Genomic DNA, 17,982 nt, shown 5'->3' with positions numbered 1-17,982 from the left:
ACCTCGTTCTGAGAGCCTACTCTAAGCGTAGGGCTTGAGAGTGAGGCGGACCATATAATTAGCCCCGAAAACTCGGCAATGTAGATCAGATAAGGATCGGTTGACCGATCCTTCTGCTGAGAGATAATCGGAAGCCTGTTTCTAGGCTTCCGATTTTTTATGTCTATCCAAAACTGTTTTGCCGATTTCCTCGAAGAAAATCCTGTTGATGTAGCTCAACTCACCACTTTCTCTGAACATATCCCAGATGAATGGGTTGTTAAGGCAGCTAGTCTTTCTGATAAGGCGACTATTCGCCGACGTCGGCTACCAAGTGACATGGTCTTGTGGTTAATTGTCGGCATGGCCTTCTTCCGTAATGAACCTATTGCCGAAGTTGCACGAAGAATGAATGTCTGTGCGGATGGCTTAGCCGATGAAGAGTTATTAGCAAAAAGTGCTTTAACTCAGGCAAGACAACGTTTAGGTAGAGCTGCACCAGAGTGGTTGTTTAAACAATGTGGGCGGACGTGGGGTCTTGAACGATACCGTGATGATACGTGGCAAGGATTACAAGTTTTTGCTGTAGACGGTGCTCTTTTTCGAACCGCAGATACCCCCGAACTTAGAGAGCACTTTGGCTCGGGTAATACCTCCAGCAACAGACAGACACCGCATCCAGTGCTAAGAGTTGTGACTATCATGAATGTCCGCTCTCATGTCATCGTTGACGCCGCTATAAGCCCCTATCGGCGTGGTGAAATCCCGCTTGCTATGCCCTTCATCGACTCCTTGCCAGATAACTCTGTGACGTTACTGGATAAAGGGTTTTACGGTGCAGACTTACTTCTCTCTCTTCAAAATAGCGGTATCAATAGGCATTGGTTGATACCAGCAAGGAAGGGGCTGAAATACACACTTCTAGATGAAGAAGAAAGTAATGACATGCTCATAGAAATGAAAGTCTCTCCGCAAGCTCGCAAAAAGAACCCTAGCTTACCTGAGAAATGGCAAGTCAGAGCGGTGACCTACGAAGTACAAGGTAAGCAGAAAACCGTTTTTACCTCCCTTCCTAGAACAAACTACGACGCGAAGGCAGTAGCCAAACTCTACCACGAGCGTTGGGAAATCGAATTGGGTTATCGTGATATCAAAAGCTCAATGCAACACAATACCTTAGTATTACGCAGCAAAACAGTAGACCTTGTTTATCAAGAACTCTGGGGGCTGTTGCTTGGTTATAACTTAGTAAGACGTGAAGCGAGTCAGGCCGCGGTTGAGCATGGAAGAATGCCGAATGAAATTAGCTTTAAATATGCTTGTCAGTTTATAGCGAGCCAACTGAAGGTGATGAGTAAAGCGATATCGCCAGGCAATACACCTAAGCGTTTAAAGAGTCTCAGGGGAGATTTATCCATCCTCTTTATAGACAAACGCCCTAAGCCTAATCGGCCTAGGGCGGTAAAAATATCAAAGACCCGATATCCTGTTAATCGCAAAGCAACTCCGCTTAAGTGAACTACATTGCCGAAAACTCGGGGCTTTGTTTTACTGCTTTTTCTGTTGCCTTAAAAGGCGATTTATTTAGAAGAAGCCTAGCGGATTGACGTCGTAGCTAATGAGTAGGTTTTTCGTATTCTGATAGTGATCAAGCATCATCTTATGGGTTTCACGGCCGATACCTGATTTCTTGTAGCCACCGAACGCAGCATGTGCAGGATATGCGTGATAGCAGTTAATCCAAATGCGCCCTGCTTCGATGTTTCGTCCCATGCGATAAGCGAGGTTTTGGTCGCGCGTCCACACACCTGCACCCAAGCCATACTCTGTGTCATTGGCAATCGCTAGTGCTTCTGCTTCATCTTTAAAGGAGGTCACTGCGATGACCGGGCCAAAGATCTCTTCTTGGAATACGCGCATCTTATTGTGACCTTGTAACAAAGTCGGCTGAATGTAGTAGCCCTGCTCCAAGTCGTTTTCTTGTTTCGCTACATCGCCACCAAACACGACTTTCGCGCCTTCTTGACGACCGATTTCTAGGTAGCTCAGGATCTTATCGAACTGCTCTTGCGAGGCTTGAGCGCCAACCTGAGTATCGGTATCAAGTGGGTTACCCTGCTTGATTGTCTGCGCGCGTTCTGCAACTTTAGCGATAAACTTGTCGTACACAGACTCATGCACTAGCACACGTGATGGACAGGTACACACTTCCCCTTGGTTAAAGAACGCAAGTAAGGTGCCTTCAATACACTTATCTAGGTATTCGTCTTCATGATCAAACACATCTGGGAAGTAAATATTTGGAGATTTACCACCAAGCTCAACCGTCGATGGAATAAGGTTCTCTGCCGCGCATTTCAGAATATGGTTACCGACTTCCGTTGAGCCCGTAAATGCCAACTTAGCGATTCGGTTGCTCGTCGCCAGTGCTTGCCCTGCTTCTGAGCCAAAACCATTGACTACATTCACCACGCCAGCTGGCAGAAGATCACCAATTTTTTCCATCAGAACGAGAATCGAAGTCGGCGTTTGTTCGGCAGGTTTTAGCACGACACAACAGCCAGCAGCCAATGCAGGAGCCAACTTCCAAGCCGCCATCAACATTGGGAAGTTCCAAGGGATGATCTGCCCAACTACCCCAATCGGCTCAGGGAAGTGATAACTTGCGGTATGCTCATCTAACTCAGCCGCACTGCCTTCTTGAGCGCGGATACAACCTGCGAAGTAGCGGAAATGGTCGACGACCAAAGGCAAGTCTGCTGCTAGCGTTTCACGGACGGGTTTGCCGTTTTCCCATGTTTCTGCCACAGCCAACTCTTCAAGGTGTTGCTCAATGCGATCTGCAATCTTAAGTAGGATGTTCGAACGTTCAGTCACACTGGTTTTCGCCCATTGCGCTCTTACGCCATGTGCAGCATCCAGTGCAAGACTGATGTCTGCTTCTCCAGAACGAGCCACCTTACAATACGCTTGGCCATTGATTGGCGATGTATTGTCAAAGTATTCACCACCCGTTGGTTTTACCCATTCGCCACCGATGTAGTTGTCGTAATGCGATTTGAAATTAACGATGGCATTTTCACTACCTGGCTGTGCATAAATCATAACTCTTCCTTTTGTTCTCGTTCAGTTTTTTGTTTTAAACAACCGAGTGTTCAACTCTGTTGTGTTGTTCACTTCATTACTCAAGTCACATGCCAACAACGCGCGTCTTGTTGTTAATTAAATGTAAAACTATGATTACCAAGCGATAACAAACCAAGTGAGTGACGTTTGAGCGGATGTATGGTGTGAACACCAGTGTTCAAGTGTTCCAAAATGGCACACCCTCACTGTGACAAAATGGTACAGTCATGGAACTTCAACACATTACCAACAGCAATTGGCTTTCCACTTCATGGGATAGAAGTGAGCAAGCCGGTTTAAAACAGCGACGTCGGCCAGACGATATTCGCGTAACTTCCGCGTTTCTTGAAGGCAGACGCCACCAGCTCAATTTTTTGATCGATGCGGTCAAACAATTCGCTCTGCCATTGTTTAACCAACTATTTGCTCACAGCGACAGTCGCCTAATATTGACCGATGCGGAGGGTGTGATCATTGGAAGTTGGGGACAACCTAAATTCCGTGAAAAGTTGACCGAGATTGCGCTCAGTTCTGGTGCATGCTGGCAAGAAAAGCTCAAAGGTACGAATGCCATTGGTACCGCATTAGTGGAAGCAAAGCCTGTCTCTGTGATTGGAGATCAACACTTCATACAACATCATCGTTTCATCAGTTGCTCGGCAAGCCCTATCTTTGATCATTTGGGTAACTTAATTGGGGTTCTGGACATCACCAGTGAACAAAAGAAGCATGACTTTTCAACACAGGTTTTAGTGCAAAACATGGTTCAACAAGTGGAGAACCAACTACTCAACCAAATCCCTCAAGGGCACATTCGAGTTGATTTAGCTTGTGAGCAAGGTCTACTGAATAGCGGTTGGCAAGGCATCATCATTGCCAATGAAGAGGGTCAAATTCTGGCTCATAACCAAGTTGCCTCACAACTGCTGGATCAAACCAATGTTGTTGGACAACAACTTGCCTCCATACTCGACGATTCTGCCAGTAACCAATCTTTAGTCTTCAAAACTCAGCCACTATCGGAGCGAAAAGCATCATCCCGTGCCATTTCTGCCTCGAATGACCTGCATTACGGCGATACCACCGTCGAGCACTGTTGGCAGCAAGCCAATCGCGTTATCGATAAAGACATTAGCTTGTTGATACTTGGCGAGACGGGCGTAGGTAAAAATGAGTTCGTTAAAGCTCTGCATAAAAACAGCCAGAGAAAAAACGGCCCCTTGGTTTCTGTGAACTGCGGTGCGTTGCCAAAAGACTTGGTCGAATCCGAACTGTTTGGTTATGTCGCAGGTGCCTTCACCGGAGCAAGCAACAAAGGCTACCAAGGTAAGATCCGTCAAGCGCACAAAGGCATCTTGTTCTTAGATGAAATCGCAGATTTACCATTAGAAGCACAGAGCCGACTGCTGCATGTTCTCCAAGACAAAACCGTGTTGCCTGTCGGCTCTAACCAAACCATCCAAGTGGATACACAAATCATCGCCGCAACACACAAAGACTTAGAGCGATTGGTTGAGCAAGGTGAGTTTCGTCAGGATCTTTATTACCGCCTAAACGGACTCATCGTTGAGCTGCCTCGTTTCCAAGAGCGTAGCGACAAACAAGCACTGATTGAGAACATTCATCGTCGTCACGCCGAGTCTAAACAAAGCATTTGCCCTCACCTGCTGTCATTAATGTTGGACTATTGTTGGCCGGGGAATCTGCGTGAGCTCGACAGCTTAATAAAAGTATCAGCCTTGATGGCGCAAGGAGAAGCGCAACTCGAGCTTAGCCACGTACCGAACCATCTTGCCAAAAAGCTGAGCCAAGCAAGCGTTATCGGAGAGGTGGGTACGTCAAAAACCAGAGACATGCGTACGACTGTGGAAGATAAGTTGGTGAAAACCTACCAAGCAAACCAAGGCAACATCAGCAAAACTTCACGCATGCTGGGTCTGAGCCGCAATACCATTTATCGCAAACTCAAGAGTCTTGGTATGCTGAAATGATGAAGTGTGAGAGATAAAAAAAGAGCACCTCTTTGGGTGCTCTTCTCATTTTGAAACCTAGCCTTACAGTCCGCCTTCTTGCTGCGCCTGTTTTACTAATGCCTGACGTTGAGTTTCCGTGTCTGAATTCACTTTCTGTTCCTTGTGCGTTTCCTGATCCAAATCTGCCGGAATGAAAACAAAGTACTTGTTAAGAGTCATCGTAAGAACCTCAATTTATAGTGTTAAGTCACCTTCTTGGTAAATGTAAACAACACCAGCAAAAACGACTTATGCCGGTTCCTTGTTGTAGGTTTCAAAAAATAGAGGATGTTCGACCATCAAACATCATCCATATGCAACCTAATTATAGGAGGAGTTCAAAGGCTTACCTAGCACTCTTTATCACCTTTTTACGCAATCTTAGATTTGATATCGGTATTGGTAAAGCTCTTACTTTGAGCTAACCCTATGTCACAAAAGAGAAATTTGTTGGCGATTTTGTTGGAACAGAGGATGAGACACGTTGATACTTAAAGCTCAATGTTTTGAGGCGCTAACTTCGTGAAAAATACCATTGATTTAAATCTGTATCGCTTTCTTTATCTGCTCAGTCAGCAAAAGTCACAGGCAAAAGTGTGCCATACACTCGACATCAGCAAGGCCACATTCACCCGGCAACTGGCTGAATGCCGCCAGCGATTTGATAACGAACTGTTCAATGCAGAGAAAGGCATTTATACCCCAACCCTGCTTTGCCAACAGCTATGTGAAGCGATAAGCGAGCCGTTAGAGCAACTTGAGCAATTACCACAGTTGGCAAAAACCTTTAATGCGAACCAACACTCTAATGAGTACGTCTTCAGCATCATCAACCCTCTTTCTGGCATGTTAACGATTCCTTTGGTTACCGCCCTTACCACAGATGAACAAAAGCCTAAGATTTCCTTTATCGATTGGTCGATTGAAAGCATAGAGAACCCAAAGCGCGGCGCTGTCGCGATTGGGATTGGTGGTTTTCCTAATGAGCTCAACGAGAGAATGGTAGAACGTAAGGTGGCTTCCGTACCCATCTTTGCGTATGTGAACACTCAACATCCTCTTCACCAACAAACCGAACTTGAACTCAGTGACATTGAAAACCTTGAAACGGTGCGAGTCTCCATGGGTTCGCTCGATGTGAGCGCTTATTACGAACGAATGCGTAAATTGACGGGAGTAAATCTAGAGCAGAAGCTGACCGTCTCCTCAATGACTGCCGCACTCGATTGTGTCAAAGTCAGCCCGTACGTGTTTGTCGGTATGTATATCGATGATCAAGAACTACCCGCAGGAATTTGTCGATTACCGTTGAAACTAGAAGGAACACAAATGTTGTTTGATGTCGGGATTCAGTACCATCGCGCCTTCTACCAACATCCGATCATCGCGCAGGTAGAAACCTTTATTAAACGAGCACTTAGCTAAGCCACTAAATTAAATTGCCGTATGAATACAAAAAAGCCGACCCATTAACAGGTCGGCTTTCATCTTCAGTTTGTCGTATCTTGCGATGGCCTTATTTCACTTCAGTGATATCACTTGGCTTCCAAGTTCCGTCGTACCAAGGTTCTAGAGGACCGTACATACGTAAGATACTGAACCAACCTTTGTTTGGAACCGTTTGAATCCAGTTTGCTTCTTTCCCCTTCGGAGCGGTTGGACCGAAGTACAAGTCTACTGAGCCGTCTGGGTTTTCAACCATCTGGTCACGTTTATCGTTCTTACTTGGGAACGGTTGACTCGTTTGTAGCTCTGAACGTGTTTGCGTATCGTAAGCCACCACAGACCAGAAGTTCTTCGCTGGCACATTCGCAGGAATCGTCAGCTTGTAATTCTTACCACCATCAAAGAACTCACCCTCTGCCGTTTTATCAACAATGGCATACTGAGAGCCTTTGCCAATCATCTTAAGCGCCATCGCTGGCGTGTTTACCGTTGCCATGTAGAAGAAATAAGTACGTGCATCCAGATTACGTCCACCTTTACCTTCATCAATCAGCCACTGATAATCTTTGCCGATAAAAGCAGTTTTCCAGTTACGATCGTCCCAAATGTACGCGTTTTCTGTACGTGGGTTAAACATCAGCGCACGAGCCGTCGCGTTACCAATTGCAGCACCATCTTTCAGGATCTTCTGCATACGCGCATCAGGTTCGAACGGCTTACCTTTTTGAATACCAATTGTGGCAATCAAACCGCGCATTTCTGGGTCGATGAAATCAATAGGCTCTTTGTCGATCACCACTTTGATCTCGTCATAGAAGTGCTCGTCATTAGCGTGAATAGTATTGAAAGCTTTACCACTACCTGAGGTGAAGGCCATTTTCGGTTGATCATCTTTCTTAGACAAAGGATAAATCTTCAAACCAGTATGGTACGAGTTGACCGCTGCATCCGTTTTACCGTCTTTCAGGAAGCCTCTCGCGATAAACCAGTTCACGTAACTTGTCGATTGAGATACATGGTAGCCCTCAGGTACTGGACCATCGTAGTTTGGTGGCAAGATAAGATATTTGCCGCCCTGACCTTTATCTGGCCCCACTACGCCCATATCAGTCACGAAACGGAAGAAGGCATCATTTACCGTAGTAGGCCCCATGCCCGGTGGAATTTCCACAACCGTTGGTCCGTCACGTTCTAAGTCAAGGAAAGCAGAGGCGTACACGGTATCCGTGTTACCGGTTAGAAATAAAGGATTTGAATCCATCAAGTTATCAAATAGCATCACCTGATTGGATTTCGTCAATCCCATCTTTTCATGTCCAATTCGTAACGCTTCTAACGACGCCATAGGGATGGCATTCATGAATACTTCTGTTGCTCGCATAGTATCGAGATTGTTATAGAGCGTATCCATGGTTTGTTGACTTGGCACACCATCCTTGAAATTCAAAGTACCGATGCTTGTTTCTACCGTATTCGGCGTCATGATGCTTGTTGGAATATCTGTGTTGTAGTTACTGGTATTTGCCAGAACAGAAGATGAAACCAGTAAGCCAGTCAGCACAGCGATACGTTTAAGTTGAGTCTTTAGCATAAGAATTTCCTGCGTTATCAGTTGCGATACATTCACTCTACTTAAAGTTAGGAATCAATTCTGATGCTCGCCACAATCAAAATTGCCGACACACGCTTTTATGCAACAAAACTAACAATGAATCCCTATTAAAAACTGTCTACCAGGTCAATATTTAATCTTTTTTGAGAAATCTTTAGCCTACTTTTTGGGTATATTACCAGCGAAAGAGAGACAATATAAATGCGGAGTGAAAACACTCTGACTCTACCCACTAAGCTCTGGGAGGCGTTATGAAAAGTAAAAAATTAGGTCATGTAATGTCATTCAGCAGAATGTTTTCCTTCATTGCCTTTCTGACAGCCACATTCGCTTGGGTATTAAGTATGTATGCCCTCTTTACGGTATCTGTTGTGGCGCTCTTCGTCAGCGGACTACTCTACTTGAATGACAAATTCGGTCCCCACCACAAAGGCAATACAAAAGAAAAGAGCGCGTAAGCGCTCTTTGAATACTAGTGACTGATGCTCCTAGACTTTAGATAAGCATTTATTTCATCGAGTTGATATAAATTGCCGTCTTCTGTCATATTCAACATTGTCTCATCTCGGCATAACTCAGGCTCTCTAACCATGACCTCGATACTTGGCTTGCTCGATGCTAAAGAAAATGGCGGGCATTCATAGTAACCTTGATGTGTCGCGAGTGAAATTAACCTGTCTTGCTCTATAAGAGAAACGGGCCACACTAGAGCTATCACTGACAACAACACAACTTCAAGAGAACGACTTAATGTCGTCGACACGGCTTTGCCTATCTTTGCTTTATATATGGCATAAACACAACCTACAAGAATGGTGATACTAGCGCCAATGACGATTACGTAGCGAGTGTTAACATAGATTATTTGATATTGCTTAGCTAGTTGAACTTTTACACTTAGAAATTCGAAATGAGCACTGAGCAACGTAAAAGCAATACCACATGTAATCAAGCTGATAACAAGAGCGACCAGACTAACTTTTTTTATGCTTGGCGCATCATCCATTGTTAAACCTTAGAAACTGATTCATAGCTCGAGCTGATTTATATCTTTGAATCTTCATCTCGGTTTCATGTTTTGCTTCAGCCTCAGCAAAACTGTTTAATTTCGCGATCAGCTTCTTTTTAACTAGGTATTCGCCCTCCAAATACTCTAAAAATAACCCAAAGGTTGCAGCAACAGCGATACCAAATCCTATTGGCACTAATACCGTAGTTGTCACAGCAGAAATCATTACACCAGCAAAATAGCCCAGTACTCCAGAAATAGCAGCAATTACAATATCAGTTGAAACATTTACAACCCAGTTAGATAGTAAGTAGTCTTTTTTGAGAGCAAGCTCTAGTGTTCTGAAAGGCACAGAATAAATAACCGTTAAGATCACACCACCTTTTGCAGCAGTCTTTAAGCCAAGCTTTCCTATGCCCAGTGCTAGCATCTGTGCATTCGAGGATAAATATCTTGACTGCTTGATAATACTACGTAACTTATGGTTTCCAGAAAAACTAATATAGCTTTGTGCACCCTTCTTTGTGACTTCATACGTCCCTAATATTGATCCACCTTTCTTAAGGTCCTCAGCTAAGAGATAAAACGCAGATAAGTCATGTATTAAACTTCCTTTTGCACTAATAACCTCTACTAACTCCATTCCCGTTATTAAGTCAGTTATTTGTTGTTCATTTAACCCTTTCATTTTCTTCTCAAATAGCCAAAGATCGACGAGTCCCTTTTGATCTAGTACATAAATATCTACTTCATGCATGTCTAAAGACGTTAAACATTGCTCTCTTTTACTTTTGTTTCTCTCGCTCAAACACTGAAATCTATCGCTTGCCATACTCTTATTCCCAATCCTGATGTTGAGAAGTATTTTAAGGAGAGTGCTGAAAGGTTCTTCTCCATTTGTAAGAACTGCGTTTGACTTCAAATCATTGTGAAACTGTTAGTTTTAGTAGTATTTCTCTCATGAATTGCAGGTAATAAAAAAGGATGCCACTTGGGCATCCTTTTGCTTTTATCCGTTTACTGACTGCGGATTAAACGTCGTAAGTTGTAGACGCTGTGTCGCCGCCTGTACCAGTCCAGTTTGTGTGGAAGAATTCACCACGTGGACGGTCAGTACGCTCGTAAGTGTGAGCACCGAAGTAGTCACGTTGAGCTTGAAGCAGGTTCGCTGGTAGACGAGCTGTTGTGTAACCGTCTAGGAAAGATAGCGCAGAAATCGTACATGGCATTGGGATGCCAGACTCTAGAGATTTCGCTGCTACTTTACGCCATGCTGCTAGGCTGCCTTGTAGGATGTTTTTGAAGTACTCGTCAGAACCTAGGAATGCGATATCTGGGTTCGCTTCGTACGCATCACGGATGTTGCCTAGGAACGCAGAACGGATGATACAACCACCACGCCACATTAGTGCTACGTTACCGTAGTTTAGGTCCCAACCGTTCTCGTTAGACGCTTCGCGCATTAGCATGAAGCCTTGAGCGTAAGAGATGATCTTAGATGCTAGTAGCGCTTGACGTAGTGCATCAACCCACTCTTGCTTGTCGCCTTCAACTGGAGTGATTGTCTTACCGAATAGAGACTCAGCTTCAACACGTTGGTCTTTCAGTGCAGATAGACAACGAGAGAATACAGACTCAGAGATAAGCGTTAGAGGAATACCTAGGTCTAGTGCGTTGATACCTGTCCACTTACCAGTACCTTTTTGGCCTGCTGTATCTAGGATCTTCTCAACTAGAGGCTCACCGTCTTCATCTTTATAGCCAAGGATGTCAGCCGTGATTTCAACAAGGTAACTGTCTAGCTCAGTCTTGTTCCAATCAGCGAATACTGCTTGCATCTCGTCAGCAGACATACCAAGACCGTCTTTCATGAACTGGTAAGCTTCAGTGATTAGCTGCATGTCACCGTATTCGATGCCATTGTGAACCATCTTAACGAAGTGACCTGCACCATCGTTACCAACCCAGTCACAACATGGCTCGCCAGCATCAGTTTTTGCAGAGATACCTTGGAAGATAGGCTTAACCGCTTCCCAAGCTTCAGCCGCGCCGCCAGGCATGATTGAAGGACCAAAACGTGCACCTTCTTCACCACCAGATACACCAGTACCGATGAAGTGAATGCCTTTCTCACGGCAGTGTGCTACGCGACGGTTTGTGTCTGGGTAGTTAGTGTTACCACCGTCAATGATGATGTCGCCTTCGTCTAGAAGCGGGATTAGGTTGTCGATGAACGTGTCAACAACGTCACCTGCACGAACCATAAGCATCACTTTACGTGGCGTTTCTAGCTTCTCTACTAGTTCTTCTAGAGAGTATGCACCGATGATGTTTGTGCCTTTCGCTGGACCTTCCAGGAACTCGTCTACTTTTGCAGCAGTACGGTTGTGAGCCACAACTTTAAAGCCGTGGTCGTTCATGTTAAGGATAAGGTTTTGACCCATTACAGCAAGGCCGATTACACCGATATCACCTTTCATTGTTTCTCTCCAATTGTCTTTTATTCGACTAGCGGCCGCATTAAGCGATTTTTGCCGCTGCGTCTAAATCTAAATACCATTCCGTCAGACCCGCTTTCGCTTGGATCTTCGCTGCCGGATATGGAAGTACACGTGCTGGTGAGCTGTTAATCTCTTCGATAATGTCGGCTTTACCAGCGCCAAGTACCAAGTAACTGATGCGCTTCGCTGCTTCTAGTACGCGTGCCGTTTTCGATACACGAATCTGACCAGACTCAGGATGAGAAGCCAATACTGATAGGTTCTCATCATCGTAGTTTGTCTGACCAGGGAACAGTGATGCGGTATGACCATCTGCGCCAACGCCAAGCAAGATCCAATCAAACACAGGAGTGCCATTTTCAGTTGGAATCACTTCTGCCATCTCTTTCGCAAAGCGCTGTGCTTCTGCTTCTGGCTCTTCTTCACCACGGATGCGGTGGATGTTCTCAGCAGGAATATTCACCGGTGTAAATAGTAGAGCATTCGCTTCGCCATAGTTACTTTCTGCATCATCAGGCGCAACACAGCGCTCATCACCCCACCAGAAGTGTAGGTTTTGCCACTGAATTGACGTCGCGTAAGCTTCTGTTGCTAGTAGCTTAAACAGCATTTTGGGTGTGCTGCCGCCAGAAAGAGAGATGTGAACAGGTCGGCCCATTTCGCTAAACGCTTTCATGTCGTTAGCAAGGCTTTCTACTACCTGCTCTGCTGTTTGGTAGATCTTGTGGTTGATCATAGTTCGCAGTAGTCCGTATCTGTTAGGTTTTTACAAGGGAAACGCCATGCGCGGTTAGCTCGCTGTAGCAAGTCGTCCGCTTCTTTTGGTCCCCATGTACCACACGCGTATCCGAATAGCGCTTGTGGGTCTTGCTTGAAATCTAGAATCGGTTGCACGTATTTCCAACACGCTTCAACCGCATCGCTACGAGCAAATAGCGTTGCATCACCATTTAGGGCATCAAGAAGTAGACGCTCATAAGCAGTCAGCATTTGAGTTTCTTGCAGATCAGCGTAATGGAAGTTCATTTTCACTTCCTTCGCTTTAAAGCCTGCGCCCGGCTCTTTCAGACCAAAGCTCATTTGGATGCCTTCGTCTGGCTGAATACGAATAATCAGCTTGTTCTCTGGTGCGTTTTGACCAAACACTGGGTGTGGTGTCTGTTTAAAGTGGATAACCACTTCTGTCACGCGAGTCGGTAGACGCTTACCTGTACGTACGTAGAAAGGCACGCCATTCCAACGCCAGTTGTTGATGTAAGCTTTCAGGCCGATGTAAGTCTCGGTACGAGAATCGTCTGCTACGCCGTTCTCTTCACGGTAACCCGGAAGGTGCTGACCACGAACATCCGATGCTGTGTACTGACCCAATACAAGGTCGTTACGCAGTGCGTTCTCATCCAGTGGTTTCAGACACTGAAGCACTTTAACGACTTCATCACGCATCGCGTCAGCATTGATCTGTGCAGGCGGCTCCATACCAACCATTGCTAGCACTTGTAGCAGGTGGTTTTGGAACATATCGCGTACAGCACCAGAGCCGTCGTAGTAACCACCACGCTCTTCCACGCCTAAGAATTCTGCGCCTGTGATTTCCACGTAATCAATGAAGTTACGGTTCCACAATGGCTCAAACATAGCGTTAGAGAAACGTAGGACAAGCAGGTTCTGAACCGTTTCTTTACCTAGGTAATGGTCGATACGGTAGATCTGATGCTCTTGGAAGTGCTCGTGGATTTCTTTGTCCAACGTGCGTGCTGATTCAAGGTCATAACCGAATGGTTTCTCGATGATCAGACGTTTCCAGCCATCTTCCTCATTGTTCAGACCGTGTGCTGCAAGGCTTGCAGGGATCACGCTGTATAGGCTTGGTGGCGTCGCAAGATAGAAAAGCGTATTACGTTGTTCGAATTGGTATTCGTCTGCTAGTTGGTCTAAACGAGTCGCCAACTTGCTGTAATCTTGTGTGTCAGAAGTATTGATTGCTTGGTAATGCAGGTGGTTGATAAATGCATTAAGCGTTTCTGGCTCGGTTTTCTCCATTTCCTGAAGCGATTTCTTCAGCTTTTCTCGGTAAGAATCGTCGCTGTATTCAGTACGACTAACGCCAAGAATGGCAAAATTCTCTGGAAGCTGTTTGTTCGCATAGAGGTGGTATAGAGCAGGAATCAACTTACGATATGTAAGATCACCTGAAGCACCAAAAATAACGATGCTGCTGTTTTCTGGTATTACCATCATCTTTCCCTTAAAAACGAGGTACTTATTGTGTGCCCGGATACGGCTAAAGGATTGAGCCAACCCTATCAATGGCACCCCAAAATAGAAAATTGGTCTTACCTATTACGTTGATAGGTAAAGCCTATAGACCTAAATCTCTGCAACAACTGAGCACCTTAACCATAGTCAGGATTTCACCAATTACAGCGCATTTAGGACGCTTATGTCTCTAGAGTACAACCTTGCACTCTCTGGAGGAGATTTCCGACACGGGGGCGTATTGTCTACGACTATTTGATTTACATCAACACTTGCTGGTGCAAACGTTTAAATAATTTACACAAATGACAGTAAATAACTGAATACTAACAAGTAATCATCATTAGATTGAAAGTTATAAAATTTAAGCAAAAACTCTAAATTGGAGAATAATTGTTCAAACTTGCAATCCATTACATAAGTAGTGTGCGTTACGTGGAGTTTACCGTTCAATCGCTATATTGCGGAGAGTGAAACTTGAGAAGGCTGAACCGAGCTTTCTATCGGTTTGAAGATAAAGAATGAGCAGCATGTGCTAGAAAACAAAACGGTGGCTGAATAATCGCCACCGCCTCATCACCTATTTACACAATAAATATTCGCTGCTTTTATAAACAACACATATTACCGCATCACTTTTTTATAACAGCGCTCAGGTCGCCCTACTGTTCCATAGTTTAAGTCGGCTTCCAGTTCACCTGAACTAATCAGGTATTCCAAATAGCGTCTCGCGGTCGTGCGGCTAGCACCAATCTTTTCACCCGCTTCATCAGCGGTAAACATGACTTCCCTACCAAACAAAGCGCGTATCTTATCCAGTGTCACTCCATCAATGCCCTTGGGTAATCGCTGCGGAGCATTTTCTGCTGAGACACTCGATTGCAGCATCTTATCCACCAGATTCTGATCCAAGCTTTCTGCCACATCCAATTGTTGGCGCTGAGAAATGTATTTCTGCAATGCTGCTTCTAACCGAGGGAACATCACCGGTTTAAGCAAATAATCGACCACACCGCCCCGCATCGCTTGTTGTAGCGTATCCACATCTCGGGCGGCAGTAATCAAAATCACATCACAGGTTTGATTATTCGTGCGTAGCGTATTGAGGATTTCTAATCCCGTTCCATCAGGTAAATACACGTCCATTAACAGCAAATCTGGCTTAAGCACTTCAAGCTGCATTTCCGCTTCCATGCGGGTTGTGGCAATACCCACCACTTCTAAACCAGAGAGTTGGCTTAGGTACTTATGGTGAAGCTCTGCAATGGCAATGTCATCCTCAATGATCATGACTCGCGTTGCCGTATTCATACTTGTTCTTCCTTAGGCAAATACACGGTAATTCTCGTTCCATGTTCTGTATTTGGTAGCATCTCAACATAACCGTGATAGCGCGTCGCCAGTTGGCTTACAAGATGTAATCCGACGCCTCGGCCTTGGCGAGACTTGGTTGAAATGCCCTTTTTCATGAGCTCTTGAGGCTCAATACTTTCTGGTAGCCCACACCCTTGGTCGACCACCTCTAAAATCACTTCGTTGCCATAATCACTGATGGACACATCAATGCCGCGTCGCTCAAATGCAAAGGCCGATTCCTCGCGAATAGCAGACAAAGTTGCGTCAAATGCGTTATCAACAAGGTTGCCAAGAATGGTCACCAAATCTTCGGCGTTAAGCCATTCCGGTAGCGGTTCTAGGCGACTGCCTTCTTCTACCATCAGCTGTAAACCGAGCTCCCGTGCACGCTCTGTTTTGCCCAAAAGCATGCCAGCAATAAGCGGGTCTTTAATGGTGTCCCGCAAGAACTCAATCATCGCTTGGTAATGCGCGGTTTCTTGCCCAATCAACTGCTGCACCGCCTCTAGCTCACCCATTTGAACCAAGCCACTGATGGTGTTGAGCTTGTTTCTGTGCTCATGAGTCTGAGAGCGAAGTAAATCGGCATACTCTTTGGTTTGTGAAAGTTGCTCGGTCAGCTCATTGATTTCATCGCGCAGACGAAAACTCGATACCGCACCGACAATTTTGCCATCCACAAAGATCGGCGAACGGTTCGCAATAAGGCGCTTATGATTAAGGAATATTTCGATGTCGTGATCTTCTTGCCCGGTTTCCAACACCGTATACAAATCACTGTCACGAAGGGTATCCGTTAATGGCTTATTAAGCGCGGCGTCTCTATCTATGCCTAGAATCTGACAAGCACTGCGGTTGATAGAGCGCAGCACACCTTGAGCATCAATACTCAGCACGCCCTCTTTAATCGTGCTCATGGTCACGTCGAGCTCACCATATAAGCGGCCAATCTCTTCTGGTTCGAATCCCAAGATAGCACGTTGGAATTTACGAGAAGCGTAGTTGGAGACAATAGCATTAGCCGCCACCACCGCGAGTGCCATTAAGATCAAGAATGCGAGAAACGGTTCAATGCGGTCTTGCAAACGCTCCAGTAAGTAGCCGACCGACACAACACCGACGATGTTGCCATCCTGATCGACGATCGCCGCTTTACCACGCACGGAATAGCCCAAAGAGCCTTGCGCCGTTGAGATATACGACTCCCCTTCCACCAGCGCTCTTTGGTTGTCACCGCCCTTCATCGGCTTGCCAATACGCTCGTCGATAGGATGAATCAATCGCACGCCATCTTTATCGCCAATTACAATGAATGCCGCACCAATCGCTTCGGTCATTTCACGAAAACGCGCTTGGTATGGCTCGGCGTTTTTCGACTCAATCATCTCTAACACAATGTGCGAAGTAGACAAGAAACGTGCGATGCCCAAGGCTTTCTCGCCCATTTCCTGCTCTTGGTCGAATTTAAGGTAAGTAAAACCTGCAGCAACGAGAATGAGCAGCTCGATCAAACCCGACAGCGTCATAATGATGAGCATACGCTTACGAAAGCTGATCGTTTTCCAACTCATTGGCATCCCTTTTCTCTACTGCTGATCCACGTCACTGTGGTGATGCCCCTAAATTAACACCGACTTAACAACGACGCTTTTAATAAATGACAATTCTGTGAACGGACGAATTGAACTGGTCAACATACGGTTAATTCGTAAACGCTTTGAATAAGTGGCGGCATTGACTCAACATCCAACGAAAATCGCGGTAAAATCTCGCCTACTCTTAAATTCCAAAAGATGACCGATGAGAAAGATCTACGTGACAGAGGGCGATAAGAACGCCAAAAAACAAAAGCTCGCCTACCCGAAGCTTGCATTGTGCGACAAGTGTGTAAAAGAATACGTCATCATCAGCGAAGGAGAACGCACTTATGAAGAGTGCACAAAATGCGGAGCTGATGACTAACCCAGAGTCACCTCTCTAGACAGATTTGTTTCCAGTTGAGGCAAGCCTCTCTCTTGCCTCATATTCATACTCCTCACCACATCAAGTCTTCGACTCTTCAGCTTATTTATAGCTGCGGTGAAATATAAAAAATGCATCCTATCACCCGCTAAATAATGTTGTTATTTATTCAACATCATACATAAATTGCCATCTAAACCTTGAACGCGATCACACCAAATTTAGCGGTTTTTGAGGCGTTTTTAGACTTTCCGTCGTATAATTTTTAGTCAAGAAGCCACCGAGAGCTTTGAACAAAGAAAGCAGCTAATTGGAAGTCTATTTAACGCTCAACACTTGCGTCAGAAAATTTGAAGACACATTGATAAAAATACAAATACTGACCATAGGACAAACACTTAGACACCATCTGCACTGAGATAACTATAAACAGAGGTGCTTTTATAGTTAGAAGGAACACCAAAACATGGAACGCGATACATTTGGAATTTGCCTGAATAAGGCCATGCTGTCAGAGAATATGTATTCAACGTTTACGCACGTCAGAGCTTATGAAAAGAGTGATACGAGCTCCGCAGACCTTAAGGTGCTGTTATCATTCCCACAAATGAGTGGTAAAGACCTACTGAATACGATGCGAGGTTCTCGCCAGCTTGAGTGGAGAGCAGAATTTCACTGCCCTTCCATGAAGTGAATCACTAGAAACAACGTCATAAACGCTGC

The 17,982-nt window shown here is 45.2% G+C and carries 16 protein-coding genes; 6 read left to right on the top strand and 10 right to left on the bottom strand.

What is annotated here, in order from left to right:
- The first annotated feature begins 159 nt into the window (after positions 1-159).
- Positions 160-1,497 carry an IS4 family transposase gene (locus KJB05_RS08825; RefSeq protein ID WP_213053074.1) on the top strand — a complete coding sequence of 446 codons (1,338 nt, stop codon included), beginning with the start codon at positions 160-162 and terminating at the stop codon, positions 1,495-1,497.
- Positions 1,498-1,563: 66 nt separating this feature from the next.
- On the opposite strand, the gene KJB05_RS08820 is transcribed toward KJB05_RS08825, so the two are convergent.
- A complete protein-coding gene (locus tag KJB05_RS08820) occupies positions 1,564-3,084 on the bottom strand; it encodes an aldehyde dehydrogenase family protein (protein ID WP_208446174.1) in 1,521 nt (506 codons plus the stop codon).
- 248 nt (positions 3,085-3,332) lie between these two features.
- Here KJB05_RS08820 and KJB05_RS08815 point away from each other — a divergent pair, with 248 nt between their 5' ends.
- Entirely contained in the window at positions 3,333-5,096 is a 1,764-nt protein-coding gene (locus tag KJB05_RS08815) for a sigma-54-dependent Fis family transcriptional regulator (RefSeq protein ID WP_208446173.1), read from the top strand.
- Between the two features lie 63 nt (positions 5,097-5,159).
- On the opposite strand, the gene KJB05_RS08810 is transcribed toward KJB05_RS08815, so the two are convergent.
- Entirely contained in the window at positions 5,160-5,297 is a 138-nt protein-coding gene (locus KJB05_RS08810; protein WP_012128074.1) for a hypothetical protein, read from the bottom strand.
- Between the two features lie 342 nt (positions 5,298-5,639).
- On the opposite strand from KJB05_RS08810, the gene KJB05_RS08805 reads away from it, so the two are divergent.
- Positions 5,640-6,542 carry a LysR family transcriptional regulator gene (locus tag KJB05_RS08805; protein ID WP_182053179.1) on the top strand — a complete coding sequence of 301 codons (903 nt, stop codon included), beginning with the start codon at positions 5,640-5,642 and terminating at the stop codon, positions 6,540-6,542.
- A 91-nt stretch (positions 6,543-6,633) separates the two neighbouring features.
- Here KJB05_RS08805 and KJB05_RS08800 read toward each other — a convergent pair whose 3' ends face one another.
- Positions 6,634-8,154, bottom strand: coding sequence for a DUF1254 domain-containing protein (locus tag KJB05_RS08800; protein WP_208446172.1), 1,521 nt, complete (start codon positions 8,152-8,154; stop codon positions 6,634-6,636).
- Positions 8,155-8,426: 272 nt separating this feature from the next.
- Between KJB05_RS08800 and KJB05_RS08795 the strand changes: the two genes are divergently transcribed.
- Complete coding sequence (locus KJB05_RS08795) at positions 8,427-8,633, top strand: hypothetical protein (RefSeq protein WP_010448329.1); 207 nt, start codon at positions 8,427-8,429, stop codon at positions 8,631-8,633.
- Positions 8,634-8,647: 14 nt separating this feature from the next.
- Here KJB05_RS08795 and KJB05_RS08790 read toward each other — a convergent pair whose 3' ends face one another.
- The 7 genes from KJB05_RS08790 to KJB05_RS08760 form a co-directional block, all read right to left on the bottom strand.
- Positions 8,648-9,181, bottom strand: a complete 534-nt coding sequence (locus KJB05_RS08790) for a hypothetical protein (protein ID WP_208446171.1) — start codon at positions 9,179-9,181, stop codon at positions 8,648-8,650.
- The gene (locus KJB05_RS08785; protein WP_045381086.1) at positions 9,174-10,016 is read right to left on the bottom strand and encodes a hypothetical protein; all 843 of its coding nucleotides are present in this window, start codon (positions 10,014-10,016) and stop codon (positions 9,174-9,176) included. Before KJB05_RS08785 ends, KJB05_RS08790 begins: the two co-directional genes overlap by 8 nt.
- A 199-nt stretch (positions 10,017-10,215) precedes the next feature.
- Positions 10,216-11,664, bottom strand: a complete 1,449-nt coding sequence (gnd, locus tag KJB05_RS08780) for a decarboxylating NADP(+)-dependent phosphogluconate dehydrogenase (RefSeq protein ID WP_005531010.1) — start codon at positions 11,662-11,664, stop codon at positions 10,216-10,218.
- 40 nt (positions 11,665-11,704) lie between these two features.
- Positions 11,705-12,421 carry a 6-phosphogluconolactonase gene (gene pgl, locus KJB05_RS08775; protein WP_208446170.1) on the bottom strand — a complete coding sequence of 239 codons (717 nt, stop codon included), beginning with the start codon at positions 12,419-12,421 and terminating at the stop codon, positions 11,705-11,707.
- On the bottom strand, positions 12,418-13,920 hold the full coding sequence (gene zwf, locus KJB05_RS08770) for a glucose-6-phosphate dehydrogenase (RefSeq protein WP_005426592.1): 1,503 nt from the start codon (positions 13,918-13,920) through the stop codon (positions 12,418-12,420). The genes pgl and zwf overlap by 4 nt, the downstream gene beginning before the upstream one ends.
- 645 nt (positions 13,921-14,565) lie before the next feature.
- Positions 14,566-15,252, bottom strand: coding sequence for a response regulator (locus KJB05_RS08765; protein ID WP_208446169.1), 687 nt, complete (start codon positions 15,250-15,252; stop codon positions 14,566-14,568).
- Complete coding sequence (locus tag KJB05_RS08760; protein ID WP_208446168.1) at positions 15,249-16,868, bottom strand: sensor histidine kinase; 1,620 nt, start codon at positions 16,866-16,868, stop codon at positions 15,249-15,251. Before KJB05_RS08760 ends, KJB05_RS08765 begins: the two co-directional genes overlap by 4 nt.
- Before the next feature lie 229 nt (positions 16,869-17,097).
- Between KJB05_RS08760 and KJB05_RS08755 the strand changes: the two genes are divergently transcribed.
- Complete coding sequence (locus tag KJB05_RS08755) at positions 17,098-17,259, top strand: hypothetical protein (protein WP_208446167.1); 162 nt, start codon at positions 17,098-17,100, stop codon at positions 17,257-17,259.
- Between the two features lie 466 nt (positions 17,260-17,725).
- A complete protein-coding gene (locus tag KJB05_RS08750) occupies positions 17,726-17,953 on the top strand; it encodes a hypothetical protein (RefSeq protein ID WP_012128083.1) in 228 nt (75 codons plus the stop codon).
- Positions 17,954-17,982 lie beyond the last annotated feature (29 nt).

The sequence above is a fragment of the Vibrio sp. B1ASS3 genome (assembly GCF_905175355.1).
GTDB lineage: Bacteria > Pseudomonadota > Gammaproteobacteria > Enterobacterales > Vibrionaceae > Vibrio > Vibrio owensii.
This window is presented reverse-complemented; position numbering and strand designations above follow the sequence as displayed.

Coding starts and splice junctions, on each gene's coding strand:
- KJB05_RS08795 (WP_010448329.1), top strand. CDS start 8,427: ATGAAAAGTAAAAAATTAGGTCATGTAATGTCATTCAGCAGAATGTTT.
- KJB05_RS08790 (WP_208446171.1), bottom strand. CDS start 9,181: ATGGATGATGCGCCAAGCATAAAAAAAGTTAGTCTGGTCGCTCTTGTT.
- KJB05_RS08810 (WP_012128074.1), bottom strand. CDS start 5,297: ATGACTCTTAACAAGTACTTTGTTTTCATTCCGGCAGATTTGGATCAG.
- KJB05_RS08785 (WP_045381086.1), bottom strand. CDS start 10,016: ATGGCAAGCGATAGATTTCAGTGTTTGAGCGAGAGAAACAAAAGTAAA.
- KJB05_RS08760 (WP_208446168.1), bottom strand. CDS start 16,868: ATGAGTTGGAAAACGATCAGCTTTCGTAAGCGTATGCTCATCATTATG.
- KJB05_RS08815 (WP_208446173.1), top strand. CDS start 3,333: ATGGAACTTCAACACATTACCAACAGCAATTGGCTTTCCACTTCATGG.
- KJB05_RS08755 (WP_208446167.1), top strand. CDS start 17,098: ATGAGAAAGATCTACGTGACAGAGGGCGATAAGAACGCCAAAAAACAA.
- KJB05_RS08820 (WP_208446174.1), bottom strand. CDS start 3,084: ATGATTTATGCACAGCCAGGTAGTGAAAATGCCATCGTTAATTTCAAA.
- KJB05_RS08825 (WP_213053074.1), top strand. CDS start 160: ATGTCTATCCAAAACTGTTTTGCCGATTTCCTCGAAGAAAATCCTGTT.
- KJB05_RS08765 (WP_208446169.1), bottom strand. CDS start 15,252: ATGAATACGGCAACGCGAGTCATGATCATTGAGGATGACATTGCCATT.
- KJB05_RS08800 (WP_208446172.1), bottom strand. CDS start 8,154: ATGCTAAAGACTCAACTTAAACGTATCGCTGTGCTGACTGGCTTACTG.
- gnd (WP_005531010.1), bottom strand. CDS start 11,664: ATGAAAGGTGATATCGGTGTAATCGGCCTTGCTGTAATGGGTCAAAAC.
- pgl (WP_208446170.1), bottom strand. CDS start 12,421: ATGATCAACCACAAGATCTACCAAACAGCAGAGCAGGTAGTAGAAAGC.
- KJB05_RS08750 (WP_012128083.1), top strand. CDS start 17,726: ATGGAACGCGATACATTTGGAATTTGCCTGAATAAGGCCATGCTGTCA.
- zwf (WP_005426592.1), bottom strand. CDS start 13,920: ATGGTAATACCAGAAAACAGCAGCATCGTTATTTTTGGTGCTTCAGGT.